Source organism: Xanthobacter aminoxidans (assembly GCF_043193615.1).
Lineage (GTDB): Bacteria > Pseudomonadota > Alphaproteobacteria > Rhizobiales > Xanthobacteraceae > Xanthobacter > Xanthobacter aminoxidans.
Genome location: NZ_JBAFUS010000001.1, coordinates 1,345,618 through 1,368,171 on the forward strand (window position 1 = coordinate 1,345,618; position 22,554 = coordinate 1,368,171).

Sequence of the window (22,554 nt, forward strand, 5' to 3'; positions counted from 1 at the left end):
TTCAATTCGGAATTAGGTACGTTGTATGCCACAACTTTGGAATACTGTATTCCAGTTGCGGAAGGCCGCCTCAGCGGAAGGCGGCGTAGTCCTGCGGCAGGTTTTCATCGGCACCGGAATACAGGCGCGTCATCTGCTCCGCCGCCGCCACCACGCGCCGGCCGAGGCGCTGGATGCGGTCCTCGCTCATGCGCACCGCCGGGCCGGACACGGACACCGCGCCGATGGGCTCGCGCCATTCATTGAGGATGGCGGCCGCCACCGCGCGCATGCCGGGGGCGTGCTCCTCCCGGTCCACGGCGAAGCCGCGCTCCAGGATTTCGGCGACATCATCCATCAGCGCCCGCTCCTCGCGGCGGGTGGCGGTGGTGAAGGGCTCGTAGCGGATCTGGGCGAGACAGGCGCCGCGGAAGGAGGGGCTCGCGGCAGCCAGCACCGCCTTGCCGGCGGCGGTGGCATGCAGCGGCAGCCGCGCGCCCAGGCGGAAGAAGGCGCGCACGGGCGCGTGGGCCTCCGCCTGCGCCACCACCACCAGCTCCATGGCATCGAACATGGCGAGGTTCACGGTCTCGTCGGTCTCATGGAGGAGACGGCGAATCACCGGACGGCCGATGTCCGGCAGCTTGCGGATGCGCAGATAGGCCGAGCCGATGCGGAACAGGCCGAGCCCCACCGTCCAGAGCCCGGTGGACAGGTCGTGATTGACCAGCTGGCGCTTCTCCAGCGTGGTCAAAAGGCGGTGCACGGTGGAGACGGGCAGCTCGGCGCGCCGGGCGATCTCGGCCAGCGCCATGCCGTCCTGATCGGCCACCACGCGCAGCAGGGCGATGGCGCGATCCAGCGACTGGACCTCGGCCCCGCCCTCCGACGCCGTGCCGGAGGCCGGCCGTCCCCTGCGCCGCGGTGCGACCTCGGTGTCCGGCATGCCGCTTTCTCCTCCCGTTTCGTTGCGCATCAAACTATCTTTCCCCTCGCGCCCGTCCACCCCGTGCGCTGCCCCTGCGTCAAATTTTCCACGTTGCGGAATTAATTTCCATAAGTATTGTGTCCGGGACTTGCCGGACGGCGGGGCTGCCCGCTAATCTGGTATACATAATACGACACAGATCGCGCTCAGCAGGGAGGATCAGCCATGAAGGTATGCATTTACGGTGCCGGAGCCATTGGCGGCTATCTGGGCGTGCAGCTCGCCCAGGCCGGCGCCGATGTCAGCCTGGTGGCCCGTGGCGGCCATCTGGAGGCCATGCAGACCAATGGCGTGAAGCTGCTGATCAATGGCGAAGAGCGCGTCGCCAAGGTGCGCGCCACCGACGACCCGCGCGAGCTGGGCCCGCAGGATTACGTCATCATCGCCCTCAAGGGCCATTCGGTGCCCGGCGTGGTGCAGCAGATGCGCCCCCTCCTCGGCAACGACACCTCCGTCGTCACCGCCGTGAACGGCGTGCCCTACTGGTACTTCTACAAGCATGGCGGGGCGCTGGAGAACCGCACCCTCGCCACCATCGATCCCGGCGCCAAGCAGTGGGAAGTGCTGCGTCCCGAGCGCGCCATCGGCTGCATCGTCTATCCCGCGACCGAGGTGGTGGCGCCCGGCGTCATCCAGCACATCTATGGCGACAAGTTCCCCCTCGGCGAGCCGTCGGGCGAGATCACGCCCCGCGTCACCGCCCTCAGCCAGATGATGGAAAAGGGCGGCCTGCGCGCGCCGGTCATGACCAACATCCGCGACGAGCTGTGGCTGAAGCTGTGGGGCAATCTCTGCTTCAACCCCATCAGCGCCCTCACCCACGCCACCCTCGACCTCATCGCCGCCGATCCCGGCACCCGCGCCGTCGCCAAGGCCATGATGCTGGAAGCGAAGGCCATCGCCGAGCGCATCGGCGTCAACTTCCGCGTGGACGTGGAACGCCGCATCAACGGCGCCGGCGCCGTGGGCGCGCACAAGACCTCCATGCTCCAGGACCTGGAGCGCGACCGCCCCATGGAGATCGATCCGCTGGTCAGCGTCGTCCAGGAAATGGGCCAGATGCTGGACATGCCCACCCCCACCCTCGACGTGGTGCTGGCCCTGGTGCGCCAGCGCGCCGCCATGGCCGGCCTCGGCGGCATCCTCGCCAACCCGCCGCTGACCGCCGCCGATCTCGAGCCGCAGAAGAAGGCCGCGGTGCACTGAGACCTCCCCTCCCGATGGCCGGGTCCGCCCGGTCATCGGACGCGGCCCACAGGGTGACTTGAAAATGAAAAGGCCGGGCGCTTGCCCGGCCTTTTTCATGTCTGCGTCGCTTCAGGAAAACCGCGCGGGCCTCGACCTCACACCCGCCCCACGGACGGGAGGCGCCCCGGACGGGCGCCTTGATCGGGATGCGTTCAGTCGGCCTCGCTCTGCGCGGCGGCAGGCGAAACGGGGGAAGCGGCGTCGGCCGGCTGGCTGGCGTTCAGCGCCATGCCTGTCAGCACATAGCCCAGCACGAGAGCGGCAAACACGGCGATTCGCTTGGTCATCCTCGATCCTCAGAACTTGCGTCGCGGCTTCCGTCGCCGACGACACCCGCTTGCGGCGGTGCAGCACGAAATACGCTTCCCGTGCGGCACCGGAGCTGAATGAGTGTGTCAGCAGCGGTTCATAAAGACTGAACGGCACCGGGGTGTTCCCCGGAAATCGTCCGGGGCGTGGCCCGCCCCGCTGGCACCGCGACCGGGGTATCGCCCCCGCGACTCGACCGCAGCGAAACCGGGTTTACACCGCGCCGCGTCACGTGTCTGTGTCCTGCGAGTCACAGCGCCCTTGCGTGAACCGGGGTGGTAAAGCAGCGGTTTACGCGGTGCCGCAGCGGGGTACATCCCGGCGCAGACGCGGCGAACGGGAGCCCGCGCCGCGGGCTGGCGAAAGGCCGCGCCGGCAGGCCCGCGCGGCGCTTTACTCGGATCGTTCCAGGCTCTAAGCGAGGGCACCTTTTCGCGACGCAGCAAGGCGCCCATGCTCCGCAAGCTCTACGACTGGATCATCGCGTATTCGTCGAAGCCGTCGGCACCCTGGGCCCTCGCCCTCGTCGCCTTTGCGGAAAGCTCGGTGTTTCCGGTACCGCCGGACGTGCTGCAGGTGCCCATGACGCTGGCGCGGCCGGACAAGGCCTGGCGCTACGCCCTCATCGCCACCATCGCCTCGGTGCTGGGCGGCCTTGTCGGCTACGCCATCGGCGCGCTGCTCTATGACAGCGTGGGCAAGTTCCTCATCGAGCTTTACGGCTACGGCCAGAAGGTCGACCAGTTCCGCGCCGCCTATGCCCATTACGGGCACTGGGTGATCCTCCTGAAGGGGCTCACGCCGATCCCGTTCAAGCTGGTCACGATCACCTCGGGCTTCGCCAACTACAGCCTGTTCTGGTTCTTCGTGCTGTCGGTGATCACCCGCGGCGCCCGCTTCTTCCTGCTGGCGGCGATCCTGTACTACTTCGGCCCGTCCGCGCGCGAGTTCATCGAGAAGCGGCTCGGCCTCGTCACGCTGGGCCTGCTGGCCGTCATCGTGATCGGACTGGTGGCGGCGGCCTATTTCGTCTGAGGCTGCCGGCCTCCCCTACTGACCTTTCGGACGCGACAGCACCGAGGCGGTGCCCGCCGACGCGCTGTCGGTGGTCGCCGTGCCGGCGCCCGCCTTGCGCTTCTGCGGCTGGGCCGGGCTCGCCGGGGTCGCGGAGGGGGCGGCGTTGGCCGACTGCTGGGCGGCCGTCTGCCCGGCCGGCGCGTTCGCGCTGGCACCGGGCGTCGGCTGGGCCGCGGGGGCCGCGGCAGCAGCCGGCTCAGGCGCGGCGGGTGCAACCACCGCAGGCGCTGGCGTGACGGCGGCCATGGTCGCCTCCGGCGGGCGCTGGGGCGGCAGCGGCGCCGGGGTTCCGGCAATCGAGGGCGACGGGGCGGAATAGGACGGTGCCGGAGCCGGGGGAACGGCACGCGCCGTCGCGGGCGGTGCCTGGCGCTGGGGCGCGGGCGCCGGCGCAGCCATGGCAGGACCGCCGGGACCACCCGGAATGGCGCGCGCGCTCACCACCCGGCCGGTGAAGGCATTCACCCGCAGGAGCGCCCGCCCCTCCTGATCGGATGCGGCAACGAGATAGAAGCGGCCGGAGAGCTTGGGCGCACCGATGCTCCAATAGCCCATGCTCTGGACGATGCCGCGGATCTCCTCGGGCGGCAGCACCGGATAGCGCGCCTGCGGCACCCCATACGCCCCGCCGGGATAGGTGCCGGGCGGATAGGCGCCGGGCGGCACCGGATAGCCGCGCGGCGCGAGGCCGGGCTGGCCCTCATAGATCAGCACCTGCGCCGCAGCCGGCAGCGCGCTGCCGATGAGAAGGGCAGAAACGGCGGCCGCGCGCAGCACCGGCCGGGAGCCGAGGGGAAGGGAGAGGGTGTGGTGCACGGCGCAGCTCCGGAACGGTAGAAACGTGAGGCGGTCGGTCGGCCTGCGCCCCTTCTTCTCCGCGCGCGTCCACGCATGCGAGGACGGGACCCGGCGGAGCCGCCTGATTCCCGTTCACCTAAGCCTTCCAATGCGGCAGCCGTAGGACGCAAGTCAGGACGCAAAATTGGGGCGGGAGCCGGCAATCGGCCGCATCGGGATCGGACCCGCCGGGAGGCGCCGAAATCCCGTTGCGCGAACGCCAACCGCCCCGTACCGTTCTTGCGCCAGAACCGCCAGTCGCGCAATTTTTCGCCAATTTGACCGCTTCTGCGCCATCGTGGCGCTTGTGAGGCTGCTGCTTTTCTGTCATCTTCGCCGAGATAGGGCAGTCGTACTTCCCTATCTCCCGTGCGCGCCGAATTGCCGAGCTCACGTTCCACAGGGCCGGCGCGTCGCCGGCCGAAGTCGGACGGAGGCGCAGTTCCGCGCGGCGCGGCTGTGGTGCAAAAGTTGCAAAGCAGGTATCGGATATCGCCGGGACGCCCCGTCCGGGCGAAGGGGGTCCGGCGCCCGGCGCGATGCGCACGGGCACCGACAGTCTGGGGAAGCCGGCGGCACAGCCGGAAAATGCGGGCGGCGCGCCGCCCTATGGAAAAGGAATGGTCAGATGGCACCGATGGATCGCAAGGATGGCTTGATCGGAAGCGTGGCTCAGACTGCCGCCGCCGTGAAAGACACGGCGATCGTCGGCCGTCCGGACGCCTTCGGCCTGTTCGACCCGGCGCACGAGCGTGACGCCTGCGGCGTCGGCTTCATCGCCGACATCAAGGGCCGCAAGAGCCACCGCATCGTGCAGGACGGCATCAACATCCTGCTCAATCTGGAGCACCGCGGCGCCGTGGGCGCCGATCCGCGCGCCGGCGACGGCGCGGGCATGCTGGTGCAGATCCCGCACAAGTTCTTCGCCAAGGAAGCGGCCCGCCTCGGCTTCGCCTTGCCGGAGCCCGGCCAGTATGCCGTCGGCCACATCTTCATGCCGCGCGAGGCCGAGGGTGAGACCATCGTGCGCGCCGCCTATGAGCGGGTGGTGGCGGAAGAGGGCTTCCAGCTCATCGGCTGGCGCGACGTGCCCACCGACAATTCCTCCCTCGGCGTCAGCGTGCTGCCGACCGAGCCCAAGCACGTGCAGATCTTCATCGGCCGCGGCGAATTCGCGGGCGACGAGGACGGCTTCGAGCGTCGCCTGTTCGTGCTGCGCAAGGTGATCTCCAACACCGTCTATGGCGCACGGGACCCGCGCACCGCCGGCTATTATCCGGTGTCGCTGTCGGTCCGCACGCTGGTCTACAAGGGCATGTTCCTCGCCGACCAGCTGGGCGCCTATTATCCGGACCTGCACGACCCGGACTTCGAGAGCGCGCTCGCCCTCGTGCACCAGCGCTTCTCCACCAATACCTTCCCGGCTTGGCCGCTGGCCCACCCCTATCGCATGGTGGCGCACAACGGCGAGATCAACACCCTGCGTGGCAACGTCAACTGGATGGCGGCGCGGCAGGCCAGCGTGGATTCCGAGCTGTTCGGCGCCGACATCTCCAAGCTCTGGCCCATCAGCTATGAGGGCCAGTCGGACACCGCCTGCTTCGACAACGCGCTCGAATTCCTGGTGCAGGGCGGCTATTCCCTGCCCCACGCGGCCATGATGCTGGTGCCTGAGGCCTGGGCCGGCAACCCGCTCATGGACGAGGAGCGGCGCGCCTTCTACGAGTACCACGCCTCCCTCATGGAGCCGTGGGACGGCCCCGCCGCCATCGTCGCCACCGACGGCCGGAAGATCGTCGCGACGCTGGACCGCAACGGCCTGCGCCCCGCCCGCTACATGGTGACGAACGACGACACCATCGTCCTCGCCTCGGAAATGGGCGTGCTCACGCTGCCCGAGGAAAAGATCGTCACCAAGTGGCGCCTCCAGCCCGGCAAGATGCTGCTGGTGGACCTTGAGGAAGGCCGCCTCGTCCCCGACGAGGAGATCAAGACCGAGCTGGCCCGCGCCAACCCCTACAAGGAGTGGCTGAAGCACACCCAGCTGGTGCTGGAAGACCTGCGCCCCGTGGAGGCGCGCGAGGTGCGCACCGACGTGTCGCTGCTCGATCGCCAGCAGGCGTTCGGCTACACGCAGGAAGACCTGAAGCTGCTCATGGCGCCCATGGCCATCACCGGCCAGGAAGCGGTCGGCTCCATGGGCACCGACACGCCCATCAGCGTGCTGTCCAACAAGTCCAAGTCGCTGTTCAGCTATTTCCAGCAGAACTTCGCGCAGGTGACGAACCCGCCCATCGACCCGATCCGCGAGGAGCTGGTGATGAGCCTCGTCTCCTTCATCGGGCCGCGGCCGAACATCTTCGACCTGGAGGGCAACGCCCGCCGCAAGCGGCTCGAGGTGCGCCAGCCCATCCTCACCAACGAGGACCTGGAGAAGATCCGCTCCATCGGCTTCATGGAGGAGCGGTTCGACACCCGCACGCTGGACATCACCTACCCCTCCGACAAGGGCGCGGCGGGCATGGAGGATGCCGTCGAGCGGCTGTGCGAGCGCGCCGAGGCGGCGGTCCACGGCGGCTACAACATCATCATCCTGTCCGACCGCATGATCGGACCGGACCGCATCCCGATCCCGGCGCTGCTCGCCACGGCGGCGGTGCATCACCACCTCATCCGCAAGGGCCTGCGCACCTCGGTCGGCCTTGTGGTCGAGACCGGTGAGGCGCGGGAGGTGCATCACTTCGCCTGTCTCGCCGGCTACGGCGCCGAGGCCATCAACCCCTATCTCGCCTTCGAGACCCTGCTCTCCATGAAGGACGAGATTCCGGAGGAGGTGGACGACAAGGAGATCGTGAAGCGCTTCATCAAGTCCATCGACAAGGGACTGCTGAAGGTGATGTCCAAGATGGGCATCTCCACCTACCAGTCCTATTGCGGCGCGCAGATCTTCGACGCGGTGGGCCTCTCCTCCGAGCTGGTGCGGAAGTATTTCTTCGGCACCGCCACCACCATCGAGGGCGTGGGCCTGCCGGAGATCGCGGAAGAGACCGTGCTGCGGCACACCCTCGCCTTCTCGGACGCGCCCGTGTTCCGCATGGCGCTCGATGTGGGCGGCGAATACGCCTACCGCATCCGCGGCGAGGACCATGCGTGGTCGCCGGATTCGGTCTCGGCGCTCCAGCACGCCGTGCGCGGCAACGCGCAGGACAAGTACAAGGCGTTCGCCGCCATGATCAACGAGGAGGACAAGCGCCTCCTCACCGTGCGCTCGCTGTTCCGCATCCGGTCGGCGGGCGAGATCGGGCAGGCGAGCGTGGACGTCTCGGAGGTGGAACCCGCCTCCGAGATCGTGAAGCGCTTTGTCACCGGCGCCATGTCGTTCGGCTCCATCTCGCGCGAGGCGCACACCACCCTTGCCATCGCCATGAACCGGATCGGCGGCAAGTCGAACACCGGCGAGGGCGGCGAGGAGCCCGAGCGCTTCAAGCCCCTGCCCAACGGCGACAGCATGCGCTCCGCCATCAAGCAGGTGGCCTCCGGCCGCTTCGGCGTGACGGCGGAATACCTCGTCAATTCCGACGTGATGCAGATCAAGGTCGCGCAGGGCGCCAAGCCCGGCGAGGGCGGCCAGCTGCCCGGCCACAAGGTGGACGCGGTGATCGCCAAGGTGCGCCACTCCACCCCGGGCGTGGGCCTCATCTCCCCGCCCCCGCACCATGACATCTATTCCATCGAGGACCTCGCCCAGCTCATCTACGACCTGAAGAACGTGAACCCCGACGCGGACGTGTCGGTGAAGCTCGTCTCCGAGGTCGGCGTGGGCACGGTGGCGGCCGGCGTCGCCAAGGCGCGCGCCGACCACATCACCATCTCCGGCTTCGAGGGCGGCACGGGCGCGAGCCCGCTCACCTCCATCAAGCACGCCGGCTCGCCGTGGGAGATGGGCCTCGCCGAGACCCAGCAGACGCTGGTGGCCAACCGCCTGCGCTCGCGCGTCGCGCTGCAGGTGGACGGCGGCCTGCGCACCGGCCGGGACGTCATCATCGGCGCCCTGCTCGGCGCCGACGAGTTCGCCTTCTCCACCGCGCCGCTCATCGCGGCGGGCTGCATCATGATGCGCAAGTGCCACCTGAACACCTGCCCGGTGGGCGTGGCGACGCAGGACCCCGTGCTGCGCAAGCGCTTCAAGGGCACGCCCGAGCACGTCATCAACTACTTCTTCTTCATCGCGGAAGAAGTGCGCGAGATCATGGCCTCCCTCGGCTTCCGCAAGCTGGAAGAAATGGTGGGCCGCGCCGACGTGCTGGACCAGAAGGCCGCCATCGACCACTGGAAGGCCAAGGGCCTCGACTTCTCGCGCATCTTCGCGGTGCCGCAGGTACCGGCCGAGGTCGGCATCCGCCACACCGAGCGCCAGCACCACCCCATCGAGAAGGTGCTCGACCGCACCCTCATCGCAAAGGCGGCCCCGGCGCTGGAGCGCGGCGAGAAGGTGGTCATCGAGACCCCCATCCGCTCGGTGGACCGCTCCGCCGGCGCCATGCTCTCGGGCGCGGTGGCCAAGGCCTATGGCGGCGCCGGCCTGCCCGACGATACCATCCACGTCACCCTCTCGGGCACGGCGGGCCAGGCCTTCGGCGCCTTCCTCGCGGCGGGCGTCACCTTCGACCTCATCGGCGAGGCCAACGACTACGTGGGCAAGGGCCTGTCGGGCGGGCGCATCATCGTGCGGCCGCCGGCCCATTCGGCCATCGTTCCGGAGAACTCCATCATCGTCGGCAACACCGTGATGTATGGCGCGACCGAGGGCGAATGCTACTTCCACGGCATCGCCGGGGAGCGCTTCGCGGTGCGCAATTCGGGGGCAATCGCCGTCGTCGAAGGCACCGGCGACCATGGCTGCGAATACATGACCGGCGGCATCGTGGTGGTCATCGGCCCCACGGGACGCAACTTCGCGGCCGGCATGTCCGGCGGCGTCGCCTACGTGCTCGACGAGGACAAGAGCTTCGCCAAGCGCTGCAACCTCTCCATGGTGGACCTGGAGCCGGTGGAGGAGGAGGAGGACCTGCTTGAGCGCCTCCACCACCACGGCGGCGACCTGGAGTTCAAGGGCCGCATCGACGTGCAGGGCGACATGTCCCGCCACGACGAGGAGCGCCTGCACCAGCTCATCGCCAAGCACCTGCACCACACGGGCTCGGCGCGGGCGCAGATGATCCTCGACAACTGGGCGGACTACCGCTCCAAGTTCGTCAAGGTGATGCCGGTGGAATACCGCCGTGCCCTGCGCGAGATGGAGAAGCGCCGCGGCCTCGCGGCGGCCGAATGAGGCAGGAGCGTCCCCTCTCCGGAGGGGACGCCGGCCGGCCCCGAACGGCCGGCACGCGGGCCGGTCGCCCGTGCGGAAACGCGCGCGAAAACCGAGTCCTCAAGCTGGAACAATTCTTGTAATGGAACTGGTGGTGCGGCACGCGGAGACATCCGGCGCGCGCGGCGGTTCCCTCAAGGTTCGCCAACGAGGTTTTTATGGGCAAGGTCACGGGGTTCCTGGAGATTGATCGGCGCGAGCAGAAGTATCAGCCCGCATCCGACCGCATCCGCCATTTCCGCGAGTTCACGCTGCCGCTGCCCGACGCCGAGGTGGAGAACCAGGCGTCGCGCTGCATGGATTGCGGCATCCCCTTCTGCCACGGCTCCACCGGCTGCCCGGTCAACAACCAGATCCCGGACTGGAACGACCTCGTCTATCGCAACGAGTGGGAAGAGGCCGCGCGCAACCTCCACTCCACCAACAATTTCCCCGAGTTCACCGGCCGCATCTGCCCCGCCCCGTGCGAGGAAGCCTGCACGCTGAACCTCGAGGACGTGCCCGTCACCATCAAGACGGTGGAGCAGGCCATCGCCGACAAGGCGTGGAAGAAGGGCTGGATCAAGCCCGAGCCCGCCGCGGTGAAGACCGGCAAGAAGGTGGCCATCATCGGCTCCGGCCCGGCCGGCCTTGCCGCCGCCCAGCAGCTCGCCCGCGCCGGCCACGACGTGCATGTCTATGAGCGCGAGCCCAAGGCCGGCGGCCTGCTGCGCTACGGCATCCCCGACTTCAAGATGGAAAAGCACCACATCGACCGCCGGGTGAAGCAGATGGAGGCGGAAGGCGTCACCTTCCACTACAACGAGAACATCGGTGTGGTCCGCCCCCTGCAGGAGCTTCTCGACGGTCACGACGCGGTACTGCTCGCCGGCGGCTCCGAGGCCCCGCGCGATCCGGGCCTGCCCGGCCAGGAGATGGAGGGCGTGCACTTCGCCATGCCCTATCTCGTCCAGTCCAACCGCCGCGAGAGCGACGAGCCGGTGAACGAGATCCCGATCCTCGCCGGCGGCAAGCATGTGGTGGTGGTGGGCGGCGGCGACACCGCCTCCGACTGCGTGGGCACCGCCTTCCGCCAGGGCGCGCTCTCCGTCACCCAGCTCGACATCCGCGCGGTGCCGCCCATGAAGGAGGACAAGCTGGCGGTGTGGCCCTTCTGGCCCACCAAGTTCCGCACCTCCTCCTCCCAAGCCGAGGGCGCCGAGCGCGAGTTCGCCTGCGCGACGCTGGGCATCGAGGGCCGCAACGGCCGCGTCACCGGCGTGAAGTGCGCCCGCGTGGATGCCAAGCGCCAGCCCATCCCCGGCACCGAGTTCGTGCTGCGCGCCGATCTCGTCTTCCTCGCCATCGGCTTCGCCCACCCGCTGTTCGCCGGGCTCATCGAGCAGTCCGGCGCGGCGCTGGACAAGCGCGGCAACGTGAAGGCGGACGAGGAGGCCTATGCCACCTCCGTGCCCAAGCTCTACGCCGCCGGCGACATGCGCCGTGGCCAGTCGCTGGTGGTCTGGGCCATCCGCGAAGGCCGCCAGGCCGCCCACGCCATCGACAAGGACCTGATGGGCGCGACGACCCTGCCGCGCTGAGGCGGTTGGGGCGCCGGGCTGTTCCCCGGACAAGCGACGGCGCAAGCCGGAGCGCTGATCCGGGGGCCAGCGCAAGACTCCCCGCGCAGCGGGGCATATTTGAAAGCGTCAGATTGAGAAGCGCCTTCGGCGGTCCCTTGCGCTGGGCCCCGGATCGCATTCCGCTGTCGCTGCATGCGTCCGGGGCGCGAGGGCGGTTCCCGGACCCGCCGTCATGCCCGGCCTTGTGCCGGGCATCCACGTCGGGCCGACGGAGCTAAGGCCGAGCGCGTGTTCCCAGCCGACCCACGTGGATGGCCGGGACAAGCCCGGCCATGACGGTGGTGAGGGCGGGCGACCAGCCCGCTGCCCCCGCCCCCCTCAGATGTTCGTCTTGTCGGCACCCTTCAGCTGCAGGATCTCGCGCGCCTCGTCGGGGCTGGCCACTTCCAGCCCCAGGCCCTCGATGATCTTGGCGGCGAGCTTCACCTGATCGGCGTTGGAGGTGGCGAGTTTGCCACGGCCGGCCCAGAGCGAATCCTCCAGTCCCACCCGGATGTTGCCGCCCATGGAGGCGGCCATGGCGGCGATGGGGAGCTGGTTGCGGCCGGCGCCGAGCACGGACCAGCGATACTGATCGCCGAACAGCCGGTCGCAGGTACGCTTCATGTGCATCACGTCCTCGGGGTGGGGACCGATGCCGCCGAGAAGCCCGAACACCGACTGCACGAACAGCGGCGGCTTCACCAGCCCGCGCTCCAGGAAGTGCGCGAGATTGTAGAGATGGCCGATGTCGTAGCACTCGAACTCGAAGCGCGTGCCGTTGTCGTAGCAGGTGGTCAGGATATATTCGATATCCTTGAAGGTGTTGCGGAAGACGAGATCGCGCGTGTTCTCAAGATGCGTCTTCTCCCACGGATGCTTGAACTCCTTGTACTTGTCGAGCAGGTGGAACAGCCCGAAATTCATGGAGCCCATGTTGAGCGAAGCCACTTCCGGCTTGAAGGTGGCGGCAGGCAGCACGCGCTCCTCCACCTTCATGTAGGGGCTGCCGCCGGAGGTGATGTTGATGACCGCGCTCGTCGCCTGCTTGATGCGCGGCAGGAACGGCGCGAACGCCTCCGGCGTCTGGTCCGGCTGGCCGGTCTCCGGGTTGCGCGCGTGCAGGTGCAGGATGGCCGCGCCGGCCTCGGCCGCCTTCAGCGCGTCGGCGACGATCTCGTCCGGCGTGATGGGCAGATAGGGCGACATGGTGGGCGTGTGGATCGCCCCCGTGATGGCGCAGGTGATAATGACCTTGCGGTTGGATTTCTTGGGGGCGGCCTCGGTCATGACGGTGTTGCCTCGGTGGTCGTGAATATGGGGGTTCGGAAAGCTCAGGCGCCGATGTCCTTGTCGGCCTTGCGCTTGTGGGCGGCCAGCGCCATCAGTCGGCGGTCGCGCCACACCTGCCGCTCCTGAAGGGCATCGTGAGCGAGGCGCGCGCGGCGCTCGGCGAGCACGGTCTCCAGCACCGGGCCGGCCCAGTCCACGCGGCGCCACTGGTCGGGCGAGATGCGCTCGTAAATCTGCTGGTAGCGCGCCACATAGTCCGCGACACCGCCGGGCGCGTTGAGGTCGATGGTCTCGAACGGCCCCATGAAGGACCAGCGCAGCGCCAGCCCCTCGCGGATGCCGATGTCCACGTCCTCGACGCTGGCATAGCCGTCCGCCACGAGGCGGAACGCCTCTTCCAGCAGAGCGCCCTGCATGCGGTTCATCACGAAGCCGTCCAGCTCGCGCTTCATCACGATGGGCGACTGGCCGGCGGCGCGCATGAGGTCGGCGGCGCGGGTCATGGTGTCCGCGGAGGTCCAGGGCGCGGGCACCACCTCCACGGCGGGGATGAGATAGGGCGGGTTGATGGGATGGCACACGCACACCCGCTCGCGATGCTTCAGGCTCTCGGAAAAGCGCGAGGGCAGGATGGCCGAGGTGGAGGAGGCGAGCACGGTCTCGGGCGCCGCCAGCGCGTCGAGTTCGGCATAGAGTGCCTGCTTGAGGGCGAGGTCTTCCGGCGCATTCTCCTGCGCATGGACGGCCCCCTCCAGCGCCTCGGCATAGGAGCCGGCGGCGCTGAGGCGCGCGCGCACATCCTGCGGGCTGGCGCCATTGAGGAGGTCGTTGGCGGCGAGGTCCGGCAGCACGCCCTCGATGTAAGCGAGCGCCGCCTCGGGCGCGCCTTCCGCCTTGTCCGCCAGCGCTACGTCGAAGCCGGCACGGGCGAAGGTGATGGCCCAGGCCCGGCCGATGAAGCCCGAGCCGATGATGGCGATCTTGGTCATGGATGCCTCTTGAGGTCGAATAAGCTTGCGCCCCGGACCAGCGACGGCGCAGCCGGAGCGCCGAGCCGGGGCCCAGGGGAAAAGTCGGCGCAGCCGGCGATGTCCATCGGACGACCCTTCTCCCCTCGCGGGAGAAGGTGGATCGCGGAGAAGCCGCGAGCCGGATGAGGGGGTGGTGTCGTTTGACCGATGAGTGCGATGGAGGAGGGGCTCCCACCCCTCACCCCCATCCCCTCTCCCGCAAGGGGAGAGGGGTGGCTTTTGGAGGTCATTGCCCCACCCCTCACAGCCACAGCACCTGCCTCCGCAGGTCGAGGTCGCGCGCCAGCGGGCGGGCGGGGCCTTCGTGGACCACCTCGCCGCGCTCCAGCACCACGGCGCGGTCGGCGAGGTTCAGCACCACATCGAGATGGTGATCGACGATGACGAGGGTGAGCGAGCGGCGCAGCCGGTCGAAGGCGTCGAACAGTTCCTCGGTGACGGCCGGGGAGAGGCCCTCGAACGGCTCGTCCAGCAGCAGCACGCGGGTGTCGCCCATGAGCGCGCGGGCCACCGCCACCATCTGCTGCTCGCCGCCGGAGAGGAGATCGGCGGGCGTGTCCATGCGCACCTTCAGGCGGGGGAAGAGGTCCAGCACTTCCTCCTCGCTGAAATGCTTTCCGGCACCGGTGATGCGCTTCAGCCGCCCGAGTTCGAGGTTGTGGCGCACGCTCATGCCGTGGAACAGCGCCCGGCCCTGCGGCACGTAGCCGACGCCGCGCCGGGCGATGGCGGCGGAGGAGAGGCCCATGAGTTCCTCGCCCGCCAAAGTCAGCGACCCGTTCATGGGCTTGACGATGCCGGTGATGGCCTTGAGCAACGTGGACTTGCCCGCCCCGTTGCGGCCGAGCAGCGCGAGGATCTCGCCCTCCTTCGCCTCCAGCGAGACGCCGGCCAGGATGCGGCTCTTGCCGTAGAAGGCGTCGATGCCGTGGAGCCGCAGCATGATGGTGTCGGTGGCGGCGGATTGAAGGTCGCGGGCGGCCAGCGCCGCGGCACCGGAGCCGATATAGACCTCCTGCACGCGCTTGTCGGAGCGCGCATCCTCCACCGTGCCGTCCACCAGCACCGCGCCGTCGGCCATCACGGTCACCGCGTCGGCCAGTTCGAACACGCGGTCGATGTCGTGCTCCACCAGCAGCACCGGCACCTCGGCGGAGATGTCCTTGATGAGGTTGGAGACGCGGTTGCGCTCCGCCGCCGCGAGGCCCGCCAAAGGCTCGTCCAGCAGCAGCACGCGCGGACGGGACGTGAGGGCAAGACCCATGTCCAGCAGCCTCTGCCCGCCGTAGGAGAGCGCGCCCGCCTCCGCCCTTTCCATGCCCGCGACGCCCAGGAAGGCCACCATCTCCGCCGTCTCGGCATTGATCTCGGGGATGGACGCGGCATCGCGCCAGGGGTCGAAGCGGCTCTTGTGGGTGGCCTGCACGCCGAGGCGCAGGTTTTCCTCCACGGAAAGGGTCGGGAACAGATTGGTGATCTGGAAGGAGCGCGCGAGGCCCTTCATGCACACCTGATTGGGGGAGAGCCCGTCGATGCGCTCGCCGGCGAGGCGGATTTCGCCGGCATTGGGGGCGAACATGCCGGAGATCATGTTGAAGGTGGAGGTCTTGCCCGCACCGTTGGGGCCGATGAGGGCGTGGAGGGTGCGGTCCTTCACCGCCACCGCGCCGGCCCGCACCGCCTTGATGGCGCCGAAGCCCAGAGCGAGGTTCTTCGCCTCCAGCAGCGGCGCCGGGCTCTCCCACCGCGCGCGGGCGGTGAGGGAGGACGGCAGCGGCCGTTTTTCCGCCGAGGTGCGCCGGCCCATGGCGGCGGCCTCGATGGTCTTCTTCCGGAGCGGTGCCAGCAGCCGGCCGGCGACGCCCACGAGCCCGGTGGGCGAGAAGACGATGAAGGCCATGAACAGGAGGCCGAACCAGAACAGCCAGTTCGCCGTCCACATGGACAGGAACTCGCGGAACAGCACGAAAAACAGCGCGCCCAGCGCCGGCCCGAGGAAGGAGCGCATGCCGCCGATGACCACCATGGCCAGCAGCTCGCCGGAAAAGGCGATGGCGATGGGATCGGCCGAGGCGAAGCGGTGGTTGAAGGCGAGCAGCGCCCCGGCGAACGCGGTGAGGCCGGCCGAGAGGGTGAAGCAGGCGATCTTGTAGGCCCGCGTATCGTAGCCGATGAAGCGCGCCCGCTGCTCGTTCTCGCGGATGGCGACGAGCACCGTGCCCACCGGCGAGCGCACGAAGCGCTGGAGGGTGAGGATGATGAGGAAGGCCGCGCCCGCCACCACCCAGTAGAAGGTGGCGTTGCGATCCACATCGAGGCCGAGGAAGGGGCCGCGATTGACGCCGCCGAGGCCGTTCTCGCCGCCGGTCACGGCGGTCCAGCGGAAGGCGATGGTGTAGGCCAGCGCAGTCAGCGCCAGCGTCAGCAGCGAGAAATAGACGCCGCGCCGGCGCAGCACCACGTAGCCCACCGGGATGGCCGCCAGCGTCACCAGCACCGCCGCTGGGATCGCGAGCACGAGGCCCCACTCGGGAAACAGCCGCTGCTGCACCAGCGCCGCCGCATAGGCGCCGAGCCCGAACCACGCGCCATGGCCGAAGGAGACGAGGCCGGTGTAGCCCACGAGCAGGTTCAGCGCCATGCAGGCGAGGGCGAGGATCACCACGTCGGTGGCGGAGGTCACCGTCAGGCCGAGGGCGGAGAGCAACGCGGGCAGAAGGGCCAGCGCCACCGCGGCGACGATGAGGTTGGCATTGCGGGCGAGCATCGCGGCTCCTGTGGCGGGAGGGCACGCCGCGCTCGGCGCGGCTTCTGGCGAGGGAGATGTCGCAGTCACGGAAGGCGCGGTGGAGGCCTTGGGCATGGCGGTCACTCGAAGCGCAGGATGCGCTCGCCGAACAGGCCGCGCGGCCGGGCGAGCAGCACCGCCAGCATCAGGACGTACATGGACGCCTCGGCCGCCGGCGGGATGAAATAGACCGTGAGCCCGCGCACGAGGCCCACCAGCAGCCCCGCCGCCACCACGCCCCAGAACGAGCCGAGACCGCCGATGACCACCACCACGAAGGCGGCGGTGAGGATTTCCGAGCCCATGGCCGGATGCACGCCGGAGATGGGCGCGAGCATGATGCCGGCGAGGCCCGCAAGGCCGATGCCGATGGCCGCCACCGCCGTGAGATAGGGGGTGAGCGAAATGCCGAGCGCGCCCACCATGTCCGGGTTCTGCACCCCGGCCCGCACCACCCGGCCGAAGGCGGTGCGCTGGAGCAGCAGCCATAGCCCGAGCACCGCCACCGCCGCCACCACCAGGATGGCGAGGCGATAACGCGAATAGATGAAGTCGCCGAGGAACACCTGCCCCTTGAGGAAGGCGGGAATGGAGAAGGGAATGGGCGTGGCGCCAAAAGCCATGCGCAGCGCCTGCTCGATCACCATGGCGAGGCCGAAGGTGAGGAGCAGCGAGAGAATGGGATCGGCCCGGTAGAAGCGCGAGAACAGGGTGCGCTCGATGACCATGCCGATGAGCGCCACGGAGAGCGGCGCCGCGACGAAGGCGGCGGGAAAGCCGAAGCGGTTGCCGACCTCGACGCCGATATAGGCGCCGATGGCATAGAAGCCGCCATGGGCGAGGTTCACGATGCCGCCGAGGGAGAAGATGAGCGAGAGGCCCAGCGCGATCAAGAGATAGGCGACACCCACCAGAAGCCCATTGAGCAATTGCTCGATGAGGAAGACGAGTTCCATGGGCATTGCATCTTCTCCGGCCTTAGGCGTTTTTACTGGCAGACATCGACGGCGGCCCCCGCGCCGCTCAGACTCCCTCTCCCCTTGCGGGAGAAGGCTGGGGTGAGAGGTATGGCGCCGCGAGCGCCATTGGCCGGTGCCCGCGGAGGCATCCCCACCCCTCACCCCCGGCCCCTCTCCCGCAGGGGGAGAGGGGAGGAACATAGGTTATCCGCATCAACCGTCATGGCCGGGCTTGTCCCGGCCATCCACGTGGTTCGGCTGGGAACATCTTCCCGAACAACGTCCCCTCGGCCCGACGTGGATGCCCGGCACAAGGCCGGGCACGACGGCGGTGAAAGCGGCACCTCTCGCATTGCAGGGAGAGGGGCGCCCCTCACCCCGCGGGGAAGGTGCAGGCGTTCTCTTCCGGGGTGGGCGCGATCACGTCGAGGGCGGTGCCGTCACCGGGCACGGCCGGGCCGAGGACCATGATGTCCCAATTGTCCTTCACCTGCGCCACCGGGCGGGGGGTCACCGTGTACATCTCCTGGATGAGCTGGTGGTCCCAGTCGCGGAAGTAACCCTTGCGCCCCTTCAGGATGTCCAGCTCCTTCTCCTTCTCGAAGAAGGAGATGATCTGCGCGGAATCCGTGCTCTTGGTCTCGATCATGGCGCGGGCGACGAGCTTGGTGGCCACATAGTCGCCCCACGCCTGATTCTCCGGCGGCTTGCCCCACTTCTTCACGAAGGCGGCGACGAAGGCCTTGGAGGACGGGGCCGAGACGTCATGGTGCCAGATGAGCGGCCAGATGCCGCCGAAGGCATCCTTGCCCGCGCCCCAGGCCACCGCCGTATCGAAGCCGAAGCCGCCGAACGGATACTTCAGGCCGAATTCCGAATACTGCTTGATGAAGTTGGTGATCTGGTTTCCGGCTAGGTTGGAGATCACCACGTCCGGGCGCGACTGACGCACCTTGAGCAGATAGGACGAGAAGTCCGTGGCATCGGTGGGCACCAGCTCGTCGGCGATCACCTCGCCGCCGTTCTGGGCGATGTAGCGCTTGGCGACACGGGAGAGATCGTGGCCGAAGGCGTAGTCGGCGGTGAGGAAGAAGAGTTTCTTGCCCTTGATGAGGCCGTCGCGCAGCATCGCCGCGCCCACCGCCTTCACATATTGGGTGTTGGCACCTTCCACATGGAACATGTAGCGGTTGCAATCCTTGCCGCGCAGGGCATCGGAATTGCCGCCGGTGTTGACGAATACGATCTTGTTGCGCGCCGCGACCTGGGCGATGGCCAGCGCCGAGGCGGAGGAAATCTCGCCCACGATCACCGCCGCCTTGTCGCGCTCGATATAGCGCTCCGCCTTGGAGGAGGCGGTGGCGGGGTTCACGCTGTCTTCCATCACGAGGTTGATCTTGCGGCCGTTGATGCCGCCCGCCGCGTTCAGCTCCTCCACCGCGAGCTGCACGCCCATCTGGCCATAGGCGCCGAGCGGGCCGAGGAAGCCGGTGAGCGGGGTGAGGTGGCCGAAGGTCACGGTGTCGGCCTGCGCCTTCACGATGGCCGGCATGCCGACGCCACCGAGAAGCGCGGCCGCGCCGACGCCCTTCAGGAGCGTGCGACGACCGACGGATGCGGACGCAATGCGGGCGTGATGGGGAATGTCGTTCACGGCGTCGTCTCCTCCCATGGATCCGGCTGGACGTTGCGGCGGCAGGATTTTTCCCGTTCGGACCGCTCCGGAATGATTGCCGACTGGCTCGGCTATCTGTTATCTGTGATCACACATAGCAGACGCGGAACATGGAACACAAGACACCTTCCGCCGCAGACGGCGATGCCTCAGAGGTCCGCGGCGACGAGCCGGCGGCGACGCTCGATGCCCGTGTCGGCCGCATCGTCCGCCAGACTTTGGCCGATCAGGTCTATGGCGATCTGAAGGAGCTTCTGCTCTCCGGCCGCGCCGCGCCGGGCGAGCGCTTCACCCTGCGGGGGCTGGCCGCCGCCATCGGCACCAGCGCCATGCCGGTGCGGGAAGCCGTGTCGCGCCTCGTCGCCGAGAACGCGCTGGAAGTGCTGCCCAACCGCGCCGTGCGCGTGCCCCTCATGCCCCGCGCCCGCTTCGCCGAGCTGCGCCTCATCCGCATCAGCCTCGAAGGCCTCGCCGCCGCCACCGCCGCCCGCGAGGCCACGGATGAGGAGATCGCCGAAGTGGTCCGCTGCGAGCGCGCCTTCGCCGCCGAGCGGGACAAGAAGAGACCGGACGGCGCCGCCGCCATGCGCCACAACAAGGACCTGCACTTCGCCCTCTACCGCGCCGCCCACCTGCCCACCCTCATGGGGATGATCGAGGGTCTCTGGCTGCAGATCGGCCCCGTTCTCAACCTCGATTTCCGCGCCGGCCCGGAGCGGGTGCGGCAGGGGGAGGCGCACCTCCACCACGCCCGCCTCGTCGCCGCCCTCAAGGCCCGCGATTCGGACGCGGCACGGGACGCGTTGGTCGCGGATATCTGGAGTGCGGGCGACTTCATCCTCTCGCGCGACGTGCTTCCGGACTGATTCAAGACTGAACGTGCCTGAACCGGCACCTGACAGCACCGATACCCCACCCGAAAACCTAGGGAGAACGCCATGGACCTCGGCATTGCCGGCATTCGCGTCATCGTCACCGCCGGCGCCGGCGGCATCGGCCTGGAAATCGCCCGCGCCTTCCTGAAGGAGGGGGCGAAGGTGGAAGTCTGCGACGTGGACGAGGCCGCCCTGGAGGCCTTGGGGAGCACCGCGCCGGGGGCCGTCGGCACCTGGTGCGACGTGTCGGACCGGGCCTCCGTCGCCGCCTTCATGGAGGGGGCGCTGGGCCGTCTCGGCGGGCTCGATGTGCTTGTAAACAATGCGGGAATCGCCGGCCCCACCGGCCGCGTGGACCAGATCTCGCCGGAGGATTGGGACCGCACTCTGGCGGTGGACATCACCGGCCATTTCAACGTCACCCGCCTCGCCGTGCCGGCCCTGAAGGAGAGCGAGAACGCCTCCATCATCGGCCTCTCCTCGGCCGCCGGCCGCTTCGGCTTTCCCCTGCGCTCGCCCTATGCGGCGGCGAAGTGGGGGGTGGTGGGCTTCATCAAGTCCCTGGCCATGGAGCTGGGCGAATTCGGTATACGCGCCAATGCCATACTGCCCGGATCGGTAGACGGCCCGCGCATCCGATCGGTGTTCGAGAACAAGGCGCGCGAACGCAACATGTCCATGGAGGAAGTGCAGGCCATGGCCCTCTCCGCCACCTCGCTGAAGCGCCTCATCCCGCCGCAACACCTTGCCAATGTTGCGGTTTTCCTGTCGTCCCCGATGGGCTCCACCATTTCCGGCCAGGCCATCGCGGTGGACGGCGACATGCAGATGCTGGTGTAGGCACCTGAACCGCCGCCGCCCTCCAGCCCAGCCGGAGGGCAGCGAAAGTCGTTTTCTACCTGAGGGTTAGATCCCGGCCTGGGATACGAACTTGGGGTTCAGATAGGCCTCGATGGCCTCCGAACCACCCTCCGAGCCATAGCCGGAATCCTTGATGCCGCCGAAAGGAACCTCAGGCAGAGCAAGGCCCAGATGGTTGATGGTCATCATGCCCGCCTGCACCCGGTGCGCCACCTGCTGGGCGGTCTTGGCCGAGCGGGTATAGGCATAGGATGCAAGGCCATAGGGCAGCCGGTTGGCCTCGGTGACGGCCTCCTCGAAATCAGAGAAGGGCAGCATCATGGCCAGCGGGCCGAACGGCTCCTCGTTCATCATCCGCATGTCGCGGGTGACGCCCGTGACCACCGTGGGCTCGAAGAAATAGCCTTTGTTTCCAATGCGCGAGCCGCCTGTCGCCACCTCGGCCCCCTTCTGACGGGCATCGGCGATGAGGGCTTCCATGGCCGGGATGCGGCGCTCGTTGGCGAGCGGGCCCATGGTGGTGCCGGCGTCCAGGCCATTGCCCACCTTCACCGCCTTGGCGACGGTGACGAAGGCGTCCACGAATTGCTCGTAGACCTTCTCCTGAATGAGGTAGCGGGTCGGCGAGACGCACACCTGCCCGGCGTTGCGGAACTTGGCGGTGGCGATCTGCTTGGCCGCGGCGGCCACGTCCGCATCATCGAAAACGATGACCGGCGAATGCCCGCCCAGCTCCATGGTGGCGCGCTTCATGTGCTCACCGGCGAGCGCCGCCAGCCGCTTGCCCACCGGGGTGGAGCCGGTGAAGGTGATCTTGCGGATGGTCGGGTGCGGGATGAGATATTCGCTCACTTCCGCCGGCACGCCATAGACGAGCCCGATGACACCGGCCGGCACGCCCACGTCCACGAAAGCACGGATCAGCTCGGCGGGGGACGCCGGCGTCTCCTCCGGCGCCTTCACGATGATGGAGCAGCCCGCCGCCAGCGCGCCGCACAGCTTGCGTACCACCTGGTTGAGGGGGAAATTCCACGGCGTGAAGGCCGCGACAGGCCCCACCGGCTCCTTGATGACGAGCTGATAGACGCCGGGCGCGCGGGCGGGAATGACGCGGCCATAGGCGCGGCGGGCTTCCTCGGCGAACCAGTCGATGATGTCGGCAGCCGCCAGCGTCTCCATCCGCGCTTCGATGAGCGGCTTGCCCTGCTCCAGCGTCATCAGCCGGGCGATGCCGTCGGCGCGCTCGCGCAGCAGGTCGGCGGCCTTGCGCATGAGCTTGGACCGATCAAAGGCCGATACCTTGCTCCAGGTCGCAAAGCCGCGCTCAGTCGCCTCCAGCGCCGCGTCGAGGTCGGCCCGCGAGCAGTGCGCGACCGAGCCGATCTCCTCCTCCGTGGCGGGATTGATGACCGGGATGCGGCGGCCACCCTCGGCGTCGCGCCAGACACCGTCGATGTGGAGCTGGACGTTGGGATAGGCATCGGACATCGGGCTTCCTCCTTGGGGCGCCGCGCCGTGGATCGCGCAGGCGCCGGTCGAACCGTGTATTCGAATCGGTCTTTGCGCCCCGGTGGGCCGTAGGCCGCCGCTCATCCGGCCATCCGGCTGGAGCGCTGCGGGAAACGAACACCGAAAGTGGAGTGGCGGGCGGGCGCCGGGGCG

Annotated in this window: 15 protein-coding genes; 6 read left to right on the top strand and 9 right to left on the bottom strand. The window is 68.5% G+C overall.

Annotated elements, in window-relative coordinates:
* Window positions 1-70: 70 nt before the first annotated feature.
* Window positions 71-925 (bottom strand): IclR family transcriptional regulator, encoded by an 855-nt coding sequence (locus V5F74_RS06045; RefSeq protein WP_029555276.1) that lies wholly within the window; start codon window positions 923-925, stop codon window positions 71-73.
* 207 nt (window positions 926-1,132) lie between these two features.
* Here V5F74_RS06045 and V5F74_RS06050 point away from each other — a divergent pair, with 207 nt between their 5' ends.
* Window positions 1,133-2,173: a 2-dehydropantoate 2-reductase gene (locus V5F74_RS06050; RefSeq protein ID WP_038192482.1), complete on the top strand. Its 1,041-nt coding sequence runs from the start codon at window positions 1,133-1,135 to the stop codon at window positions 2,171-2,173.
* 194 nt (window positions 2,174-2,367) lie between these two features.
* Here the strand turns inward: V5F74_RS06050 and V5F74_RS06055 are convergent, their stop codons facing one another.
* A complete protein-coding gene (locus tag V5F74_RS06055) occupies window positions 2,368-2,502 on the bottom strand; it encodes a hypothetical protein (RefSeq protein ID WP_280938294.1) in 135 nt (44 codons plus the stop codon).
* A gap of 475 nt (window positions 2,503-2,977) precedes the next feature.
* Between V5F74_RS06055 and V5F74_RS06060 the strand changes: the two genes are divergently transcribed.
* Complete coding sequence (locus V5F74_RS06060) at window positions 2,978-3,559, top strand: YqaA family protein (protein WP_029555278.1); 582 nt, start codon at window positions 2,978-2,980, stop codon at window positions 3,557-3,559.
* A 15-nt stretch (window positions 3,560-3,574) separates the two neighbouring features.
* On the opposite strand, the gene V5F74_RS06065 is transcribed toward V5F74_RS06060, so the two are convergent.
* Window positions 3,575-4,417, bottom strand: a complete 843-nt coding sequence (locus V5F74_RS06065) for a hypothetical protein (protein WP_394006844.1) — start codon at window positions 4,415-4,417, stop codon at window positions 3,575-3,577.
* Between the two features lie 649 nt (window positions 4,418-5,066).
* Here V5F74_RS06065 and gltB point away from each other — a divergent pair.
* Both gltB and V5F74_RS06075 read left to right on the top strand, forming a co-directional pair.
* Window positions 5,067-9,770: a glutamate synthase large subunit gene (gene gltB, locus V5F74_RS06070; RefSeq protein WP_394006845.1), complete on the top strand. Its 4,704-nt coding sequence runs from the start codon at window positions 5,067-5,069 to the stop codon at window positions 9,768-9,770.
* A 197-nt stretch (window positions 9,771-9,967) separates the two neighbouring features.
* Complete coding sequence (locus V5F74_RS06075) at window positions 9,968-11,389, top strand: glutamate synthase subunit beta (RefSeq protein ID WP_250167170.1); 1,422 nt, start codon at window positions 9,968-9,970, stop codon at window positions 11,387-11,389.
* Between the two features lie 360 nt (window positions 11,390-11,749).
* Here the strand turns inward: V5F74_RS06075 and V5F74_RS06080 are convergent, their stop codons facing one another.
* The 5 genes from V5F74_RS06080 to V5F74_RS06100 form a co-directional block, all read right to left on the bottom strand.
* A complete protein-coding gene (locus V5F74_RS06080) occupies window positions 11,750-12,700 on the bottom strand; it encodes a BKACE family enzyme (RefSeq protein ID WP_029555282.1) in 951 nt (316 codons plus the stop codon).
* Between the two features lie 44 nt (window positions 12,701-12,744).
* Complete coding sequence (locus tag V5F74_RS06085) at window positions 12,745-13,692, bottom strand: 3-hydroxyacyl-CoA dehydrogenase (protein ID WP_394006847.1); 948 nt, start codon at window positions 13,690-13,692, stop codon at window positions 12,745-12,747.
* Between the two features lie 283 nt (window positions 13,693-13,975).
* Window positions 13,976-16,501: a branched-chain amino acid ABC transporter ATP-binding protein/permease gene (locus tag V5F74_RS06090; RefSeq protein WP_029555284.1), complete on the bottom strand. Its 2,526-nt coding sequence runs from the start codon at window positions 16,499-16,501 to the stop codon at window positions 13,976-13,978.
* A gap of 101 nt (window positions 16,502-16,602) precedes the next feature.
* Window positions 16,603-17,478, bottom strand: a complete 876-nt coding sequence (locus V5F74_RS06095) for a branched-chain amino acid ABC transporter permease (protein ID WP_024280354.1) — start codon at window positions 17,476-17,478, stop codon at window positions 16,603-16,605.
* A gap of 376 nt (window positions 17,479-17,854) precedes the next feature.
* The gene (locus tag V5F74_RS06100; protein WP_394006849.1) at window positions 17,855-19,153 is read right to left on the bottom strand and encodes an ABC transporter substrate-binding protein; all 1,299 of its coding nucleotides are present in this window, start codon (window positions 19,151-19,153) and stop codon (window positions 17,855-17,857) included.
* Between the two features lie 113 nt (window positions 19,154-19,266).
* Between V5F74_RS06100 and V5F74_RS06105 the strand changes: the two genes are divergently transcribed.
* Complete coding sequence (locus V5F74_RS06105) at window positions 19,267-20,022, top strand: GntR family transcriptional regulator (protein ID WP_029555287.1); 756 nt, start codon at window positions 19,267-19,269, stop codon at window positions 20,020-20,022.
* A 72-nt stretch (window positions 20,023-20,094) separates the two neighbouring features.
* The gene (locus V5F74_RS06110) at window positions 20,095-20,871 is read left to right on the top strand and encodes an SDR family oxidoreductase (protein ID WP_394006851.1); all 777 of its coding nucleotides are present in this window, start codon (window positions 20,095-20,097) and stop codon (window positions 20,869-20,871) included.
* 66 nt (window positions 20,872-20,937) lie between these two features.
* Here the strand turns inward: V5F74_RS06110 and V5F74_RS06115 are convergent, their stop codons facing one another.
* Window positions 20,938-22,380 carry an NAD-dependent succinate-semialdehyde dehydrogenase gene (locus tag V5F74_RS06115; RefSeq protein ID WP_374251387.1) on the bottom strand — a complete coding sequence of 481 codons (1,443 nt, stop codon included), beginning with the start codon at window positions 22,378-22,380 and terminating at the stop codon, window positions 20,938-20,940.
* Window positions 22,381-22,554 lie beyond the last annotated feature (174 nt).